The organism is Streptomyces sp. NPDC058092, assembly GCF_042884935.1.
Classification (GTDB): domain Bacteria; phylum Actinomycetota; class Actinomycetes; order Streptomycetales; family Streptomycetaceae; genus Streptomyces.
The window spans coordinates 194,309-208,510 of the sequence record NZ_JBHVSY010000015.1 but is presented as its reverse complement, the minus strand read 5'-3'; the positions used below and the strand labels follow the sequence as shown (position 1 = coordinate 208,510).

The 14,202-nt window shown below is 69.8% G+C and carries 13 protein-coding genes and 2 pseudogenes; 8 read left to right on the top strand and 7 right to left on the bottom strand.

Features of this window, described 5'->3' with window-relative positions; all coding sequences use genetic code 11:
• Positions 1-31: 31 nt before the first annotated feature.
• The 3 genes from ACFVV1_RS24740 to ACFVV1_RS24730 all read right to left on the bottom strand — a co-directional run bounded on the left by ACFVV1_RS24740 (position 32) and on the right by ACFVV1_RS24730 (position 5,532).
• Positions 32-352 carry a 4'-phosphopantetheinyl transferase family protein gene (locus ACFVV1_RS24740; protein ID WP_389992983.1) on the bottom strand — a complete coding sequence of 107 codons (321 nt, stop codon included), beginning with the start codon at positions 350-352 and terminating at the stop codon, positions 32-34.
• A 342-nt stretch (positions 353-694) separates the two neighbouring features.
• Positions 695-1,375 carry a BPL-N domain-containing protein gene (locus ACFVV1_RS24735; protein WP_389992954.1) on the bottom strand — a complete coding sequence of 227 codons (681 nt, stop codon included), beginning with the start codon at positions 1,373-1,375 and terminating at the stop codon, positions 695-697.
• 53 nt (positions 1,376-1,428) lie between these two features.
• The gene (locus ACFVV1_RS24730) at positions 1,429-5,532 is read right to left on the bottom strand and encodes a Pls/PosA family non-ribosomal peptide synthetase (RefSeq protein ID WP_389992952.1); all 4,104 of its coding nucleotides are present in this window, start codon (positions 5,530-5,532) and stop codon (positions 1,429-1,431) included.
• Positions 5,533-6,011: 479 nt separating this feature from the next.
• Here ACFVV1_RS24730 and ACFVV1_RS24725 point away from each other — a divergent pair.
• The 3 genes and pseudogenes from ACFVV1_RS24725 to ACFVV1_RS24715 all read left to right on the top strand — a co-directional run.
• Positions 6,012-6,155 (top strand): annotated as a pseudogene (locus tag ACFVV1_RS24725) (MGMT family protein); the annotation flags it as partial.
• Positions 6,156-6,247: 92 nt separating this feature from the next.
• Positions 6,248-6,979: a 2OG-Fe(II) oxygenase gene (locus ACFVV1_RS24720; RefSeq protein ID WP_389992949.1), complete on the top strand. Its 732-nt coding sequence runs from the start codon at positions 6,248-6,250 to the stop codon at positions 6,977-6,979.
• A 71-nt stretch (positions 6,980-7,050) separates the two neighbouring features.
• Positions 7,051-7,605 (top strand): hypothetical protein, encoded by a 555-nt coding sequence (locus tag ACFVV1_RS24715; RefSeq protein ID WP_389992947.1) that lies wholly within the window; start codon positions 7,051-7,053, stop codon positions 7,603-7,605.
• Here the strand turns inward: ACFVV1_RS24715 and ACFVV1_RS24710 are convergent.
• Together ACFVV1_RS24710 and ACFVV1_RS24705 are read right to left on the bottom strand one after the other, a co-directional pair.
• Positions 7,575-7,748, bottom strand: a complete 174-nt coding sequence (locus ACFVV1_RS24710; RefSeq protein ID WP_389992945.1) for a hypothetical protein — start codon at positions 7,746-7,748, stop codon at positions 7,575-7,577. The two genes, ACFVV1_RS24715 and ACFVV1_RS24710, sit on opposite strands and share 31 nt — an antisense overlap.
• A 41-nt stretch (positions 7,749-7,789) precedes the next feature.
• Positions 7,790-8,055 (bottom strand): annotated as a pseudogene (locus ACFVV1_RS24705) (hypothetical protein); the annotation flags it as partial.
• A gap of 103 nt (positions 8,056-8,158) precedes the next feature.
• Between ACFVV1_RS24705 and ACFVV1_RS24700 the strand changes: the two are divergent.
• The 4 genes from ACFVV1_RS24700 to ACFVV1_RS24685 all read left to right on the top strand — a co-directional run bounded on the left by ACFVV1_RS24700 (position 8,159) and on the right by ACFVV1_RS24685 (position 10,712).
• A complete protein-coding gene (locus ACFVV1_RS24700; RefSeq protein WP_389992943.1) occupies positions 8,159-8,536 on the top strand; it encodes a hypothetical protein in 378 nt (125 codons plus the stop codon).
• A gap of 65 nt (positions 8,537-8,601) precedes the next feature.
• The gene (locus ACFVV1_RS24695) at positions 8,602-9,060 is read left to right on the top strand and encodes a hypothetical protein (protein ID WP_389992941.1); all 459 of its coding nucleotides are present in this window, start codon (positions 8,602-8,604) and stop codon (positions 9,058-9,060) included.
• A 237-nt stretch (positions 9,061-9,297) separates the two neighbouring features.
• Positions 9,298-9,489, top strand: coding sequence for a DUF6381 family protein (locus tag ACFVV1_RS24690; protein WP_389992939.1), 192 nt, complete (start codon positions 9,298-9,300; stop codon positions 9,487-9,489).
• Between the two features lie 221 nt (positions 9,490-9,710).
• Positions 9,711-10,712, top strand: a complete 1,002-nt coding sequence (locus ACFVV1_RS24685; RefSeq protein WP_389992937.1) for an MsnO8 family LLM class oxidoreductase — start codon at positions 9,711-9,713, stop codon at positions 10,710-10,712.
• A gap of 163 nt (positions 10,713-10,875) precedes the next feature.
• Here the strand turns inward: ACFVV1_RS24685 and ACFVV1_RS24680 are convergent, their stop codons facing one another.
• Positions 10,876-11,247 carry a hypothetical protein gene (locus tag ACFVV1_RS24680; protein WP_389992935.1) on the bottom strand — a complete coding sequence of 124 codons (372 nt, stop codon included), beginning with the start codon at positions 11,245-11,247 and terminating at the stop codon, positions 10,876-10,878.
• Between the two features lie 260 nt (positions 11,248-11,507).
• Here ACFVV1_RS24680 and ACFVV1_RS24675 point away from each other — a divergent pair, with 260 nt between their 5' ends.
• Positions 11,508-11,801 (top strand): hypothetical protein, encoded by a 294-nt coding sequence (locus ACFVV1_RS24675; RefSeq protein WP_389992933.1) that lies wholly within the window; start codon positions 11,508-11,510, stop codon positions 11,799-11,801.
• On the opposite strand, the gene ACFVV1_RS24670 is transcribed toward ACFVV1_RS24675, so the two are convergent.
• Positions 11,790-13,982, bottom strand: a complete 2,193-nt coding sequence (locus ACFVV1_RS24670) for a S8 family serine peptidase (RefSeq protein ID WP_389992931.1) — start codon at positions 13,980-13,982, stop codon at positions 11,790-11,792. The two genes, ACFVV1_RS24675 and ACFVV1_RS24670, sit on opposite strands and share 12 nt — an antisense overlap.
• Between the last annotated feature and the right edge of the window lie 220 nt (positions 13,983-14,202).

Here is a 14,202-nt window from a genome sequence, read left to right as displayed (position 1 = left end):
GGCCGGGTCCCCGGCCGGCCGACGTGCGCAGTCAGCGGCGGCGGACGGCGATCGCCGCAACGCGGCTCCTGCCCAAGGTGATGTCGGCGATCAGCCGGCCCGGCAAGCCCTGGGCGGGGGCGGGCCCTGTTCCGACGTCGTCGGCGGACAACCCGCGTGTCAGACCTGTGCCGAGCCCCTTGAGGTATGCCTCCTTGCGTACCCAGGCGCGGGCGAAGGCCAGGGGCCGGTCCTGTGCGGGCAGAGCCAAGAGCTCCATGGCCTCCCTCGGGTGAAGCTCCGAACCGAGTCTTGTTGCCTGTTCGGGTGGCGGGATCCTCTCCATGTCAACGCCGACGGGCGTGTTCGCCACTGCGAGGAGGCAGAGTTCCCCGCTGTAGGCCGGCGAGAAGTGCACCGCACCGTTCGCCACGACCGGGCGGCCGTGCGGGCCGCCGCACAGCGGGCACCGTTCGCGGGTGAGGAGCACCTCCCGGGGCGCGACGTCCAAGTAGGCCGAGGACTCGGCGCAGGAATGTGTGCGCGCTCATGTACCTGCGGCGGTCGCACGCCCGGTGAAACGCCGGCGCCCGCTGCTTCTCGTCGGCGTCCAGGACTGACGGTGCCTCCTGGAGTGTGTCCCGTTCGCCCGCCGTGACGAGCCGCAGTCCCAGCGCCATCGTCGCATCGAGGCTTGTCGGTGCGGGCACCGTGGTCATTTCTCCATCACCGCATTCACGAGGTCCAGCGCGAGGTCCCGGGTGTGGTGGACAGGGAGGCGGTTGTCGGTGTACCAGTCGTCGCCGGCCTCCGGGTGCGGTCCGGTGACCCCCACACGGCCGGTGCCGAACCGGGTTACGACCGCGGCGGTCGCGCCGTTGGTGTAGGTGGCCAGGACGGTCGCGTCCGCGTCCGCGTCGAGCGCGAAGTACGGTCCGTCCTGAAAGAAGACGGTGCGGGGCCGTCCGCGCCACATCACCCCGACCAGCGTGTTGCCGGTGTCGTGGACTGTGCACCCCGGTGAGCGGATGTACTGGTCGGTGTCGCCGGGCAGCAGCGCGAATCCCGGGGTGGCCCCTGCCAGATAGGCACCCAGGCAGAAGCCCAGGTAGCGTCCGCCGCCATGGACGAAGTCACGGATCGCGTCACGTTGCCGCCTCAGCCTCCGGTAAGCAGGCCGGAGCGAGCCGCCACCCGGCTGGGCATACACAAGGGCCCTGGACAGCGACCCGGCCGACAACTTCAGGGCCTCGCGCGGACCGGCGAAGCGGACGTCCAGTTCCCACGGGCCGGCGGTGAGCAGGTCCGCGACCGCCTCCGGGCAGCCTGGCAGCGATGCCGGTCCCCGGTAGACGAGCGCGAGCGGGCGCGGTCCGGGCCTCTCGGCCTGATTCATGTCTTCCTCCTCACCGCCGGCGGTCATGCGTCGCGCACCGCAGTCGACGGCGATCAGTCCCCCCGAACCGGTCGGGGACGGCTCGTCACTCCTTCGGCGGGGAGACCTCGCCAGCTCGTCCCCGGCGGCAGGTGTTCCCCCTTCATGACCAGGGACAACGCCCCGAGCCCGACACGGTCGCCCACCACCGCGTCATACAGCACGATGGCCCGGGGGCCGATGTCCGCACCGGACCGAACAGTCACCGTCGACATCTTCATGACACGATCTTCGAACAAATGTGTCTGTAGTGAGACGTTCATGTCGACCGCGACGTCGTCGCCCACCTCCACCAGGTCGAACTCGGTGAGGAAGGTGGTGCCGATCCAGGTACGCCGGCCGATGTGGGCACCGAACATTCGGAGTATCGCCGGCAGGAACGGAGTCCCTACCAGCAGCCCCACCCCCGCCGGGACCGCGGCCGCCTCGTAAAGGCCGGTGACGAACTCCGTACGCCGTACGAACAAACTCCACAGCGGCTCGATACGCGGCCGGTACCTTCCGATGACGACAAGCTTCGCCACCATGCAGTATGCGATGACCGCGAACGCCGCGCCGATGGTCAGGAAGGGCGATACCAGCACCGGAACCAGCGGTCCGGCGCCACGGGCGAGGCCGGACAGTGCCAGCAGGTACAGGTAGGCACTGGTCGCCAGAAGTGAGGCGGGTACGGTGACGCGGAAGAACTCGATACTCAGACGAGCGAGCACCGCCCTGCGAGTCGGTCGGTACGTCAGCTCCTCAGGGAACGAACCGCTGCTCTGGCGCACCGGCAGCCGCAACGCGGGGGAGCCGAGCCATGTGGTGCCGTCGGGCACACCGTCGGGCGGCGGGACCGTACCCACGCCGACCAGGGAGTTCGCACCCAGCTCCGTGCCGGCCGCCACCAGCGCCGCATTACCGACGAACGCGCGGCTGCCCACCGTGGTGGGTCCCATGGCCACCTGGCCGGCCGCGAAGATGGCGGCGCCGATGCTCGCCTTGTCCGCGACGAAGCTTCTCTCTTTGAGGGTCAGCAGGCCCGGCTCGACGTACGTGGCGGTGGAAACCTCGGCCCCCCGGCCCACGCGCGCGCCGAGCAGCCGCAGCCACGGCACGGTGTAGAGGGTGGCGTAGAGGGCGTTGGTGAAAGTGAGGCTGTACTCCAGCAGCTTGTCCACGACCCACTTGCGTACGCCGAGCGAGGAGCGCGCCGAGTGGATGCCCACGGGCACCTCGGGCAGGACCACGCGCTTGCCGGCGGCCACCACCAGGCACACCGTACCCACGAAAACCGGGCCGGACAGCGCGGTGGCAGCCAGCGCCGAGCCCGCACCCCAGCGCAGCCATGCGAACCAGAACAACGCGATGCTGGGCAGGACCATCAGCAGAGGAGCCAGTTCCAGGAACACCAGGCCGAGCAGCGCCGCGAACAGATGTCGCGGCCGCCAGTGATCTGCAACGCCGCGTGTGCGCAGCATTGTCTCGACGACCGGGGCAAGGGCCTCGACCTGGCGCGCCGGTGATCCGGTCCAGCGCGCTCCGGCAGCCATCGACTCGTCCTGGCCGATCACGGACTGCTCACCGAGCCCGGACCCCGGCCCCATGCACGCACCGGGTTCAAGCACCGCGTTGGCACCGACGAAGGCACGCTCGCCAACCGTGATCGGCGCGACGGTGACCCGTCCGTCCGCGACCTTCCAGGGGCGAAGTGAAACGCCATAGCCGACCGCCGCGTCGCTGCCGATCCTCAGCAGAGCCGGCAGACCGATCACGCCGGTGGCGATCGTGGTGCGGGCTCCGACGCGCGCGCCGAGCAGCCGAAGGTAGGGAGCCATCATGGGAGAGCCGCTGAGTACCCGCAGCGGGCTGATCTCCACCAGCAGGTTCAGCGCCCACAGGCGTAGATAGGTCAGTCCCCACAGTGGGTAGCGGCCAGGTGCGATGCCTTTCTCCAGCAGGCGTGACAGGGCGGGAGGAAGGACCCAGCGCACCGCCAGGTAGCCGGCCAGGACGGCGATCGTCGGCTGCACGATCTGCCCGCCCGAGACCTGGCCGTGGCGTTCGGCGTATGAGACGGCCACAGGGAGCGTCAACAAGAGGAGCACAACGTAGATGGCCCCCGCCTGGGCCAGTCCGGCGAGTGCGATCCGGCCGCGGCTGTGGCGGATGAACGAGCGGGGCGGGCTGGTGCCCATGGTGGCCGCCGAGGCGCGTATCCGCTCTGCGAACTCTTGCACGGTCGGGTGCTCGTACAGGTCGCGCAGAGTCGGCCCGGTTCCGCTGTCGCGGCCGCGCAAGAGCGATACGACCTGGGCGGCGAGCAACGAGTGGCCGCCGAGGTCGGTGAAGAAGTTCGCCTCGGCCGACAACTCGTCGGGAGCGAGACCGAGCACCTGTGCCCAGGTGTCCCGCACCCGCGTCTCCGACTCACCACGGGCGGGCACCATGCGACCGGTCCCCATGAGTCGGCGGCCGGTCGGAGGGGGTAGCAGCCGGCGGTCGACCTTGCCGCTCGGCATAGCGGGAAGGCGGTCGAGGATGTCCAGGAACGACGGCACCATGTAGGCGGGCAGAGTACGTTGCAGGTGCTCGTGCAGGCGGCCGACGAGGTCGCCGTCGGAGGCCGCGTCCGGGCCGGGAGAGTCTGTGGCACGTACGACGTAGGCGGCGAGCACCTTGCCGCTCCCGGTCCCGCTGTGCCCGGCCGGGTCCAGGTCGTCCCGGGTCTGCGGAGTCCTGCCCGTGTCCGGCGCGGGGACGAGCGCGGTGACCGCTTGAGCTATGCCAGGGTCCTCCAGCAGCACGTTGTCGATCTCACCGAGTGCCACCCTGTATCCCCGGATCTTTACCTCGGCGTCGGCCCGGCCCAGGTACTCGATCTCCCCGTCGGCGGTCATCCGGCCGAGGTCACCGGTGCGGTAGAGGCGGCCGCTCCGGGGACCCAGCGGGTGCTCGATGAAACGGTCGGCGGTCAGGTCCGGCCGGCCCACGTAACCGCGGGCCAGGCCGGGACCGCCCAGGCATATCTCGCCGGCCGCACCGTGGGGCACGGGCCGCCGCTGCTCGTCGAGAAGCACCACCGAGTACGTCGGAAGAGGCCGTCCGATGGTGACGGGCCGGTTCGCACGCATCTCCTGCCAGGTCGCCGTGACGGTGGCCTCTGTCGGTCCGTACGTGTTGAGGATGCGGCGTCCCGGCCTGCTCCACCGGTCGACGAGACTCTGCGGGCACGCCTCGCCGCCCACGACGACACTGCGGACCCGCGGCAGCTCGCGCGGGATCGTCGCCAGCAGCGTCGGCACGCAGTACAGCACCGTGACGCGATGCGTCTCCAGGAAGTCGGCGAGCTCGTCGCCGAGCTGCGCGGGGCCGCTCGGCCCGGCGACGAGCGTGGCGCCTGCCGTCCAGGTCGGCCAGATCTCCTCCACGGAGAAGTCGAACGAGATGGTCATGCCCTGGAATACCCGGTCATCGGGGCGTACGGCGTAAACGGGGGTCACGACGGTGAGGAAGTTGCAAATGCTTGATTGGGCGATCTCCACGCCCTTGGGCCTGCCGCTGGAGCCCGAGGTGTACATGATGTATGCGGTGGGATCGTTGTCCTGCCGGCCCGCGGCGGACGTGTCGGCAGGCGGCCGCGTCGTGGGAAGACAAGCGAGTTCACTCGCCCAGGCATCGGTCCGGATCATCCGGCACGCTCCCGGCTCCTCCGTCTCCGCATGCCCGGCGCGCGGCATCAAAGCGCCCGTGGTCAGCAGGACGTCGGCGCCTGAGTCGCCCAGGATGTACGCGATGCGTTCGGGTGGGGACGCGGGGTCGAGCGGCACGAACGCCGCCCCGGCCTTGCACACGCCCAGGAGCGACACGTACATGCCCACGGACCGCGGCAGCAGGACAGCCACGCGCGTACCCGTACCGACGCCCGCACGACGCAGGTAGTGAGCCACCTGGTTGGCGCGTGCGTCGAGATCGGCGTACGTCAGATGCTGCTCATCGCATTCCAGGGCGACGGCCCACGGTGTGCGGTCACAGGCGCCTTCAAAGAAGTGGTGCAGCCGACGGGCCGTGTTTGTCGCGCTCGGGTCGGTGAAGTCTGCAGCCGGAACGACAGGCGGGTCCACGGTTTGCGAGGCCATGAGGAATCCTCCTCCTCAGCTGGGGCCCGGTGGTCCGGGGACTCTTCCAGCCTGTACGGCGCCGGCTGAGAGGAGGCTGAGACAGACCCTCACCTGATCGGTCTGTGCGACTGCCGTGAGAGCGGCTCCCAACCGGTTCACCCTCCCGTCGGGCCCGCTGCCGCAGCTTCTACGGTGCGGTGGGCGGCGTGCTCGACAAGTCGATGCTGGGGTTCTGAGCCGTTGCAATCGTTCACCTGGTCCGTGGGCGCGGTGGACACCATCCTCGGGCTGCGGGCATCACACCACCCGTAGCGCAATGTCCGAATAGCGCCAGATTTGCTGCTCGGGGGCAGCCAGCATTGATTGTCGAGGGCTTTCGGCCGGGTCCCCGCGACAGCGCGCAGGCTGTGAAGCCGCACATACCCGCGTGGCCGAGGCATCTGCCGGGGCCTGACCGCTGCGACGACAACCCACCACCGAGGAACACACCATGACCCGACCCGCTGCTTATCGTCCGGCCCTGCCGCCGCGTGATCGGCGCGGACGGCTTTCTGACCGGCCACGCCGGAGGACCGGATCGCAAGCAGCTGCTGCTGCGCCACGAAGGCGTCGCCGAGAGCATCGCCCGGGCAGCCGCCTGACCGGCGTCGTCGCGCCCCGTGCCACTTCCGCCGGGCCGCGGCGACGCCCACGACCCTGCCCGTTGCCAACCGCACACCGAGGAATCAGACCCGTGAACGACACAACACGGCCGGCCGGAACCGTGAGCGACCTTCTCGACGCCACCGACTGGGCCGCGCTCACCGACGAGATCGACGAATACGGCAGCGCGCCGACCGGGCGGCTCCTCACCCCCGACCGGTGCCGCGAGCTCGCCGGGCTGTACGACGAGACCGAACGCTTCCGCTCCACCATCCACATGGCCCGCCACCGATTCGGTTCCGGGCAGTACCGCTACTTCACGCACGATCTGCCCGAAGTGGTCGGGGAGTTGCGGGAGGCGTTCTACCCGCACCTGCTGCCGATCGCCCGTGCCTGGGCCGACAAGTTGGGGAAGCCCGCCCCGTGGCCGGACGAGTTGGAGGAATGGCTCGGTATGTGTCACGAGGCCGGGCAGTCCAAGTCCGCCCAGATCCTTCTGCGTTACGGTGCCGGAGACTGGAACGCCCTGCACCGCGACGTCTTCGGCGACATGCTCTTCCCGCTCCAGGTCGTCATCGGACTCGACGCGCCGGGCACCGACTACACCGGGGGCGAATTCCTCATGACCGAGCAGCGCCCCCGCGCCCAGTCCCGGGGATCAGCCACCGCCCTTCTCCAAGGACACGGGCTGGTCTTCACCACCCGCGACCGCCCGGTCGCCTCCCGGCGCGGCTGGTCGACCGCGCCCATGCGGCACGGTGTCAGCACCGTCCGATCCGGCCGGCGCCGCACCCTCGGCCTCGTCTTCCACGACGCCGCGTGAACGACCGCACCGATGCCCGCGAAGAAGAAGCGGCGCTCCTGCCGGCGGGTGCACAGCCCCGGAGACACCACATGAACCCGATCGAAGACGGCGCAGGCGGCGGATCGCCCAAGCTCCGTAACCCCGTCGCCGTCAGCCCGGGACCGGATCCCCACACGGAAGCGGAACTGGCCGCACTCATCGGATTGTCGACCGCGCCCCGCTCGCGTATCCGGTCCGTTGCCGTCGGGCACGGGCGCGACGCCGACTCCCGTAACGCCGCCCAGGCGTTCATCCGCGCATGGCAGGCCCTGCACAGGGATGTGCTCGTCGTCGTCGACTGGCCCGAGGACGCGGCCTCGTGGCTGCGTCCCGCCCGACGGCTGACGGCCCAGGCCCCGGACGCGTGGGTGCTGGCAGGCGCGCCGCTCGGAGTGGCCCAGCTCGCCCGGCGCCTTCGCCGGTCCACCGACTGGGATCCGGCCCGCACCTTCGGTTTCGCCTCGCTCGGCACCCCGCGGCTCGTCGAACTCGCCGGTGCCGACACCGTCCATGGTCTGCGCGGCGCCTCCGCCGACGGTGGCACCTGGGACATGTGCCGCGGCTGGACCACCCACTACGAGCCCTTGGACGTGACGTCCGCATAGCGTGGGGGCACGCCCACGTGCGTTTTCGACATGTCGGTGCGGACCGCGGCCGGTGCGGCGTCCGGCACCGGCGCGAGGGGGCTGGCGGCGTGGGCGTCGAGGACCGTGCACGCCCGTACGTACCCGGCAATCGCGACCGTCACGCGAGTCCTCCAGCCCCGAGGGGTGTCGTCCCGGAGCTGCATCAGAGCGAGCCTTTCGCATGACGGACGGCGGCTTCGGCCAGTCCCGTGATCAGCGGGTGGGGCCGGGTGCCGTCACCGAACAGCTCGGGCTGGAAGAGGGTGGCCAGGAAGAAGGGGTGTGCCGGGAGTTCGGCGATACGGACCTCGCCCGCATCGTCGACGCCGGTGAAGCGCAGCCCGTGCGACCGCAGCAGATCCAGGTGGTGGGGCTGGGCCCGTAGTTGCAGTAGTAGCGCTCCACCGTGCGTTCGGCGCCCAGGAACCGCTGTTGCACTCACGTGCTGTTGACGGGTGGGCACACGGTGTCGCCGAACGCCCACCGGCCTCCTCGACGAGATCGGCCGCCCGCCGCGCGGTGAGGAACGCCGGTGGCACACATCGGCAGCTTCGGCCTGCCGTCGGCCTCGGGCCGGTTCAAGAGCGCTGATCAGGGATTCATCGAGCCCTACCTCACGGCCGGGTGCGGCCGGCGCGTCACCGTGACCTACGGCATGTCCGTCGGTACAGAAGCCGGCGTCGACTACACGGGCGGCCCTCCCACCGTCACCGATACGTCGTCCGGAAGCTGCCTGAGCACCACGTCGAAGACGACAGGTCAGGGGCAGCAGGTCACGGTGACGGGCAGCGCGTCGACAGCGGCCGGAAGCCGGACCCCCTGGTTGAATCCGACACCACCCCTGGCCCGATGCCACGGGCCGGCGGGTGCAATGCGCAGCGCGCAGCGCGCGGTGCGGGATTCCTCGTGAAGCGGCTCCGACACCTGCTGGCTAAGCTCGACGAGGGGCCGAATACCAGATCGATGGAGGCTCCCATGACGACTCTCGAACCCCGCGATGTGGCCCCTCGCCTCGCCACCGGTGCGTTCATCCTGAATTCCGGCCTGGGCAAGCTGAAGGCGGACGAAGAGACCGCCCATGGCGTGCATGGCATGGCCTGTATCGCCTACCCGTTCCTCAAGAAGATGGAAGCCAAGCGATTCACCCGGCTGCTCGCGCTGACGGAGATCACGGTCGGCGGAACCCTGCTCGCCCCCTTCGTGCCGACCCGACTGGCCGGACTGGCGCTGACCGGGTTCTCCGGCGGCCTGCTCGGCCTCTACCTCCAGGTACCGGGGATGCGGGAGCCCGGCAGCCTGCGGCCCACCCAGAACGGCATCCCGTTGGCCAAGGACTCCTGGATGCTGGGCATCGGACTCGGCTTGCTGGCTGCGGATGTCCGCTGGCCGGGCGGGCGCGCGTCCCGGTGTCCCTGGCGGCGGTGCCGAGGCTGACGGCAGCGCCCGGCACCGCGTGAGCGAGAACCCGGTGAAGGCTCACGGCGGTCGCATTCTGACTACTCTGGGGGTGGGAATCAGCGTCCGACCGACGCTGGCCGCCCGGGACGCCGGGCCGATGAATGGCCCTCCGTTGCGGGAATTGTCACGGTAGGTATCCGTGTGGGGTGTGGTGTCCCGGAAAACCTGGTTCCGTGGCGGGGTCCGCTCCGCCCACAGATCCAAGGAGTGATCATGAGCGAGTCAGAGGAATACCGCGGTCGCATAAGGGAGATGCGCGCCAAGGCGAAGGACCTCAACGACGCAGCCGAGCGCACTTCCGACCCCAAGGAACGCCAGCGCCTGAAGGAGAAGGCCCGCAGGATCGAAGCGGAGAGCGATCAGGTCAGCGGCATGGCGAGCGGGGACATCTACCCCTTGGAGTAATCGGCCCCTGGAGTAGCCGGCCCCTGGAGGCGCCGGCCCCTGGAGTGGTCGGCGCCGGGCGGTGACCGAAGGCCCCGGTCGCTCCACCCTGACGCCATGGGTGTACGGCCGTCGTGGGTCCCTGGTACCGCGCCACCGCTCAGGGGCCGCTCGGGTCGGTTCCGTGACGGGCCGGGGGGAATCCTGGCGCGGGCCGGGCGTTGAACAAGGGTGTGAGTTCCGTGATCGCATCCACCCGGTTTTCCGTGCTCGACCGTTCCCGTACCCGCGAGGGGCACGACGGCCCGGAGGCCCTCCGTGACACCGTGCGCCTCGCCCAGGAGGCCGAGGCGCTCGGGTACCACCGGTTCTGGGTATCCGAGCACCACAGCGTGCCGGGCGTAGCCGGTTCGGCGCCGACCGTGCTGGCCGCAGCCGTCGCGGCGGCGACATCCACCATCCGGGCCGGTACGGGCGGCGTGATGCTCCCCAACCATCAACCGCTGGTGGTGGCCGAGCAGTTCGGGGTCCTGGAGTCCCTCTTTCCCGGGCGGATCGACATGGGAGTCGGGCGTTCTGTGGGCTTCACCGACGGCATCCGCAGGGCGCTCGGCCGGGACAAGCCGGCCGCTGAGGACTTCGCCGGGCAACTCACCGAGCTGCTCGGCTGGCTGGACGGCACGCAGCGCGGCCACCCGCAGGTGCATGCCCGCCCCGCCGAAGGCCTGCGCATACCCCCGTTCGTGCTGGCCACCGGCGAGGGGGCCGGTATCGCGGCGGAGGCCGGGCTGCCGCTGGTCGTGGGAGACCTCCGCGGCCGGGAGAAGCTGCTGCGGGCCGTCGACCGCTACCGCCGGGAGTTCCGTCCCTCGTCCTGGGCCCCGCACCCCTATGTGGTTGTGGCGGGCACGATCGCGATCGCGGGGAGCGCGGAGGAGGCCCGGCGCATCCTGATACCGGAGGCGTGGTCCATGGCGTACTCCCGGACCCATGGCGTGTTCCCGCCGCTCGCCCCCGCCGAGCGGGTCGAGGCGCTGGCCATGACGGAAAAGGAGCGTGGGTTCTACGAGAGCGGATTGCGCGGTCACCTCCATGGCACGGAGGACCAGGTGGTCACCGCGCTTGAAACGGCTCTCGAAGAGACCGGTGCGGACGAGGTGCTCGTCACCACCAGCACCTATGACCGCGCGGCTCTGACGGACTCCTTGCGCCGACTGGCCCGGATCGCGGAGCTGACCAGCTGAGCACGCGACCGTCGGCGGGGGCGCACCCGGCCGTATCCCGGCTCGGTCCAGTCCCGCAGGCGCCGGCAGGCCGTCACCCCGCTGCAACCGACCCGCTCTGCGGGCACATCCCGTCGGCTCACGCTCGTGCAGAGAACGTAGCGGTAGCCCTGTATGGCACTACTCATGCTCCAGGGACTTCGGCGCGGGCATCGGCCAGCAGCTGGAAGGCGTGCTCGCGATTCTGCTCGAGGGTGCCGTCCACACCGTCGATGGTGACCTGGACCAACAGCTTGCCCTCGCCCGCACAGGCTGCCACCCTGCCGCCGACCAGGAAATCCTCGGGAGGGTCGGCGCGGAAGGTGCCGTAGGCCCCCTTGGGCCCCTTGAAGCTCTGGGTGACACCGTCGGACGGCTTGGCGTCGCACTTCCCGGCGACGTACTCGGCCACCGTGGCGGGGTCCTTCCAGTCGTAGATCTCCAGCGTGAGCTTCGTATCGGTGTGCCGCGGCCCGCTCGTGCCGCGGCCCGCCTCCGTGACCGAGATCGGCACCACGCACGAACCCGTACCGTGCTGGGCCGGCTGGAACCGCCCGTTGACCTCGGCGAACGTATTGACGCCGAGCGCCGCGGCGACCGTGTCGGCTTCAGACAGTGGCCGCAGCTCTTGTTCACGCCATCGGGCAGCGCCTTGTTCACCCCGGTGCCGGGCTGACTCCCGCCGCTTCGACCGCACCCGGCCACCAGCAGCAACGCCAGCCCCCACCCGGCCCATGCAGCGGCGACGACGCCCTGACCGGTCGGCCGGAAGTACCCATGGAACGGATCAGTTTCACCGTCCTGCCGGCCGCCGCAACCGACACCGTCACCGCCGGCCATGGAATCTTCCCCAACACCCTCGTCGACCTGGTCGGCACGATCGGCCACGCGGCCCTGGACGCCCTGCTGCCCGCCCACCGACGGCAACGAGTGAAGGCCCGCACCCGCAAGAACCCCACCAGCAAGTACGGACCGAACGCCGGACAGCACCCTCAGAAGGCACAGAACTACACCGTCCGCACCACCGTCGCGTTCTTCGACCACGGCCTCAATAGCCGCTCACGGCGCTAACGCAACGGTGTTGACTTCACCGGTGACCTCCACCTCCGGCACCATCGGTGCGGCCTTGTGCAGCTCGCCGGCCGCGTCCCGCCACGTCACCCCGAGGGCCGCTGTGACAGTGCCGCTGAAAACCCGTGCCTTGATCGTCTCGCCGCCCGGTACCGTCAGCGGCTTTTCGTACAGGTTCAGCTTGTCCTCGTCGACCGGGACGATCAGCGCGCTGCCGTACGAGACATCAGTGGCGCCGGCCGGAGGAATGACCTTGATGGTCAGGTCGTGGCGGATCGGCTCCACATAGGTCGAGATCCGCGGTGATCCGAGCACTGCCCCCGCGCTGTCCTTGGCGGTCAGGACGCCGGTGTATGCGCCGTACTGCCCGGAACTGTCCACCGCCCTGCCGTCCATGGTCACCGTCACATCGGCCGAGCCCTTGGCGGGCACGGTGACCTGGTCGGCGCTGAGCGTGAACAGCCCCTCCGGTGCGGGCTTGCCCGCCTGGGAAGCCGAGGCGGAGAGCGTAAGAGTGACCGGCTCGTCGGTCCAGTTGGTGTAGGTGACCGTCCTGGACACCGGCGAGTGCGGGTATTCGGCTCGGCCGAAGCTCAGGTTTGCGTCGGGGGTGATCTTCGGATCGACCGCGCGGGCCACGTCCACCCGGCCGGCGCCCTGCGCGAACAGGTCGTGCCCGAGGTCCTTGGAGGTCGCCATCAGCGGCGACTTGATCTGCCGCCCGGTGAAGTCCGGGTGCTGCTGGGCGACGATCGCCGCGGCACCGGCCATATAGGGCGTGGCCATGGAAGTGCCACTGGCGGACGTGTAGAAGTCGTCCACGGGCTTGCCCATGCCGGTGCCCTTGGCCCGGGCCGCGACGATGGCGACGCCCGGCGCCGAGATGTCCGGCTTGACCGCGCCGTCCCCGACGCGGGGTCCGCGGCTGGAGAAGCGGGCCATCTGGTCACTCTTGTCCACGGCCGCGACGGTCAGCGCCTCGTCGGCGGCACCTGGCGACCCGACCGTCTCGGAGTCCGGGCCGGCGTTGCCCGCGGCAATGACGAACAGGGTGCCGTAGGTGCGGCTGAGCGTGTTGACCGTTGTGCTCAGCACGTCCTTTCCGTCGGAGGGCGCGCCGCCGAGGCTCATGTTCACCACGTCGGCACCGGACTTGGCTGCCCACTCCATGCCGGCGATGACCGCGGAGCCGGCGCACGAGCCGTCCGAACCGCAGACTCTGCCGATGGAGAGCTTCGCACCGGGCGCCACACCGCGACGCAGCCCGTCGGAGGCCTGTCCGGTGCCGGCGATCGTGGACGCCACATGGGTACCGTGTCCGTGTTCGTCCACCGCACCCTTCGGGCTGTTGGTGAAGTCAACCGCCTCGGCGATCCGGCCGGCGAGATCGGGGTGGGTGGCATCGACGCCACTGTCCAGCACCGTGACCTTCACGTTCGAACCGTCGTAGCCACGTTCCCAGGCGGCGGGCGCGCCGATCTGCGGTACGGACTGGTCGAGCTGCAGCTTCGTCAGCTCGTCCAGCCACACCTTCCCCACCCCGGCCAGCGGGCCGGTCGCCAGGGCGGCGGCGGACTTGCCGGTGTTCTTCTTCCGCACCTCTCGCCACCACTGGCCGTTGCCCTTGATGCTCATCGAGCGGGCGTTGATGCTCGGCAGGACGGTCTTGGCGGTCGTACCGGCGGCGGTCGCCGCTGTCCGGGCACTGGCCTTTCCGCTGTACGCGGTGATCACCGGGACTTCACCGGTTCTGCCCTCGGCCGCCCAATCGGCCAGCTTGGCGAGGTTGAAGAGCTCCCAGTCCAGCACGTCGGCACGGAGCAGCGACAACGCGTCTTCCGGTACGACGTAGACCTGGTCGTTTCTGGTTACGGTGTGAAAGAGAACCGACTCGTTCCCGGGCCGCGTCGCGGGCACGATCTCACGGACGACCGGCTTTTGGTCCTCGGTGATGCCGATCTGCACCTTGTCGCCGGTCACCAGCGTCAGGGACAGGTTCGCCCGATTTCCGGCGGCAGCCTGGAGAAGGCTGTCGTGCACCGACGCGGGCAGGTTGAGGGCAGTAAGGGAAGAGGGAGCCGGAGTTGGGTTGGAGGCATTCGCCGCGGTGCTCGACATGACCGTCCCGAGGACGGTGATGCCCGCGGCCGCGGCGGCCAGCCGTCGCCCGAAACGCCTCACTGCGAGGCCTCCTGTGATGTCGTTATTTCGGGTTCGCCGTGAAAATGGCGCGGGGGATGCATGAGTGTCTCCTGCTCATCGTGAGAAAGAAGTTCTTTCTGCATTCGGCAGATACTTTCCGGCTCTTCACGGACTGAGGCAACCGATTGGCAGTGGCGGATTTCTTCCATGTCGTAAACCCGCCACGGCATTCGGCCGGAAGACCGGCGGAGGAACGCCA

What these genes read in the sequence shown, in the direction of transcription:
- ACFVV1_RS24735 (WP_389992954.1), bottom strand. Translation starts at nt 1,375, where the DNA reads ATGAATCAGGCCGAGAGGCCCGGACCGCGCCCGCTCGCGCTCGTCTAC.
- ACFVV1_RS24730 (WP_389992952.1), bottom strand. Translation starts at nt 5,532, where the DNA reads ATGGCCTCGCAAACCGTGGACCCGCCTGTCGTTCCGGCTGCAGACTTC.
- ACFVV1_RS24715 (WP_389992947.1), top strand. Translation starts at nt 7,051, where the DNA reads ATGAACCCGATCGAAGACGGCGCAGGCGGCGGATCGCCCAAGCTCCGT.
- ACFVV1_RS24695 (WP_389992941.1), top strand. Translation starts at nt 8,602, where the DNA reads ATGACGACTCTCGAACCCCGCGATGTGGCCCCTCGCCTCGCCACCGGT.
- ACFVV1_RS24690 (WP_389992939.1), top strand. Translation starts at nt 9,298, where the DNA reads ATGAGCGAGTCAGAGGAATACCGCGGTCGCATAAGGGAGATGCGCGCC.
- ACFVV1_RS24675 (WP_389992933.1), top strand. Translation starts at nt 11,508, where the DNA reads ATGGAACGGATCAGTTTCACCGTCCTGCCGGCCGCCGCAACCGACACC.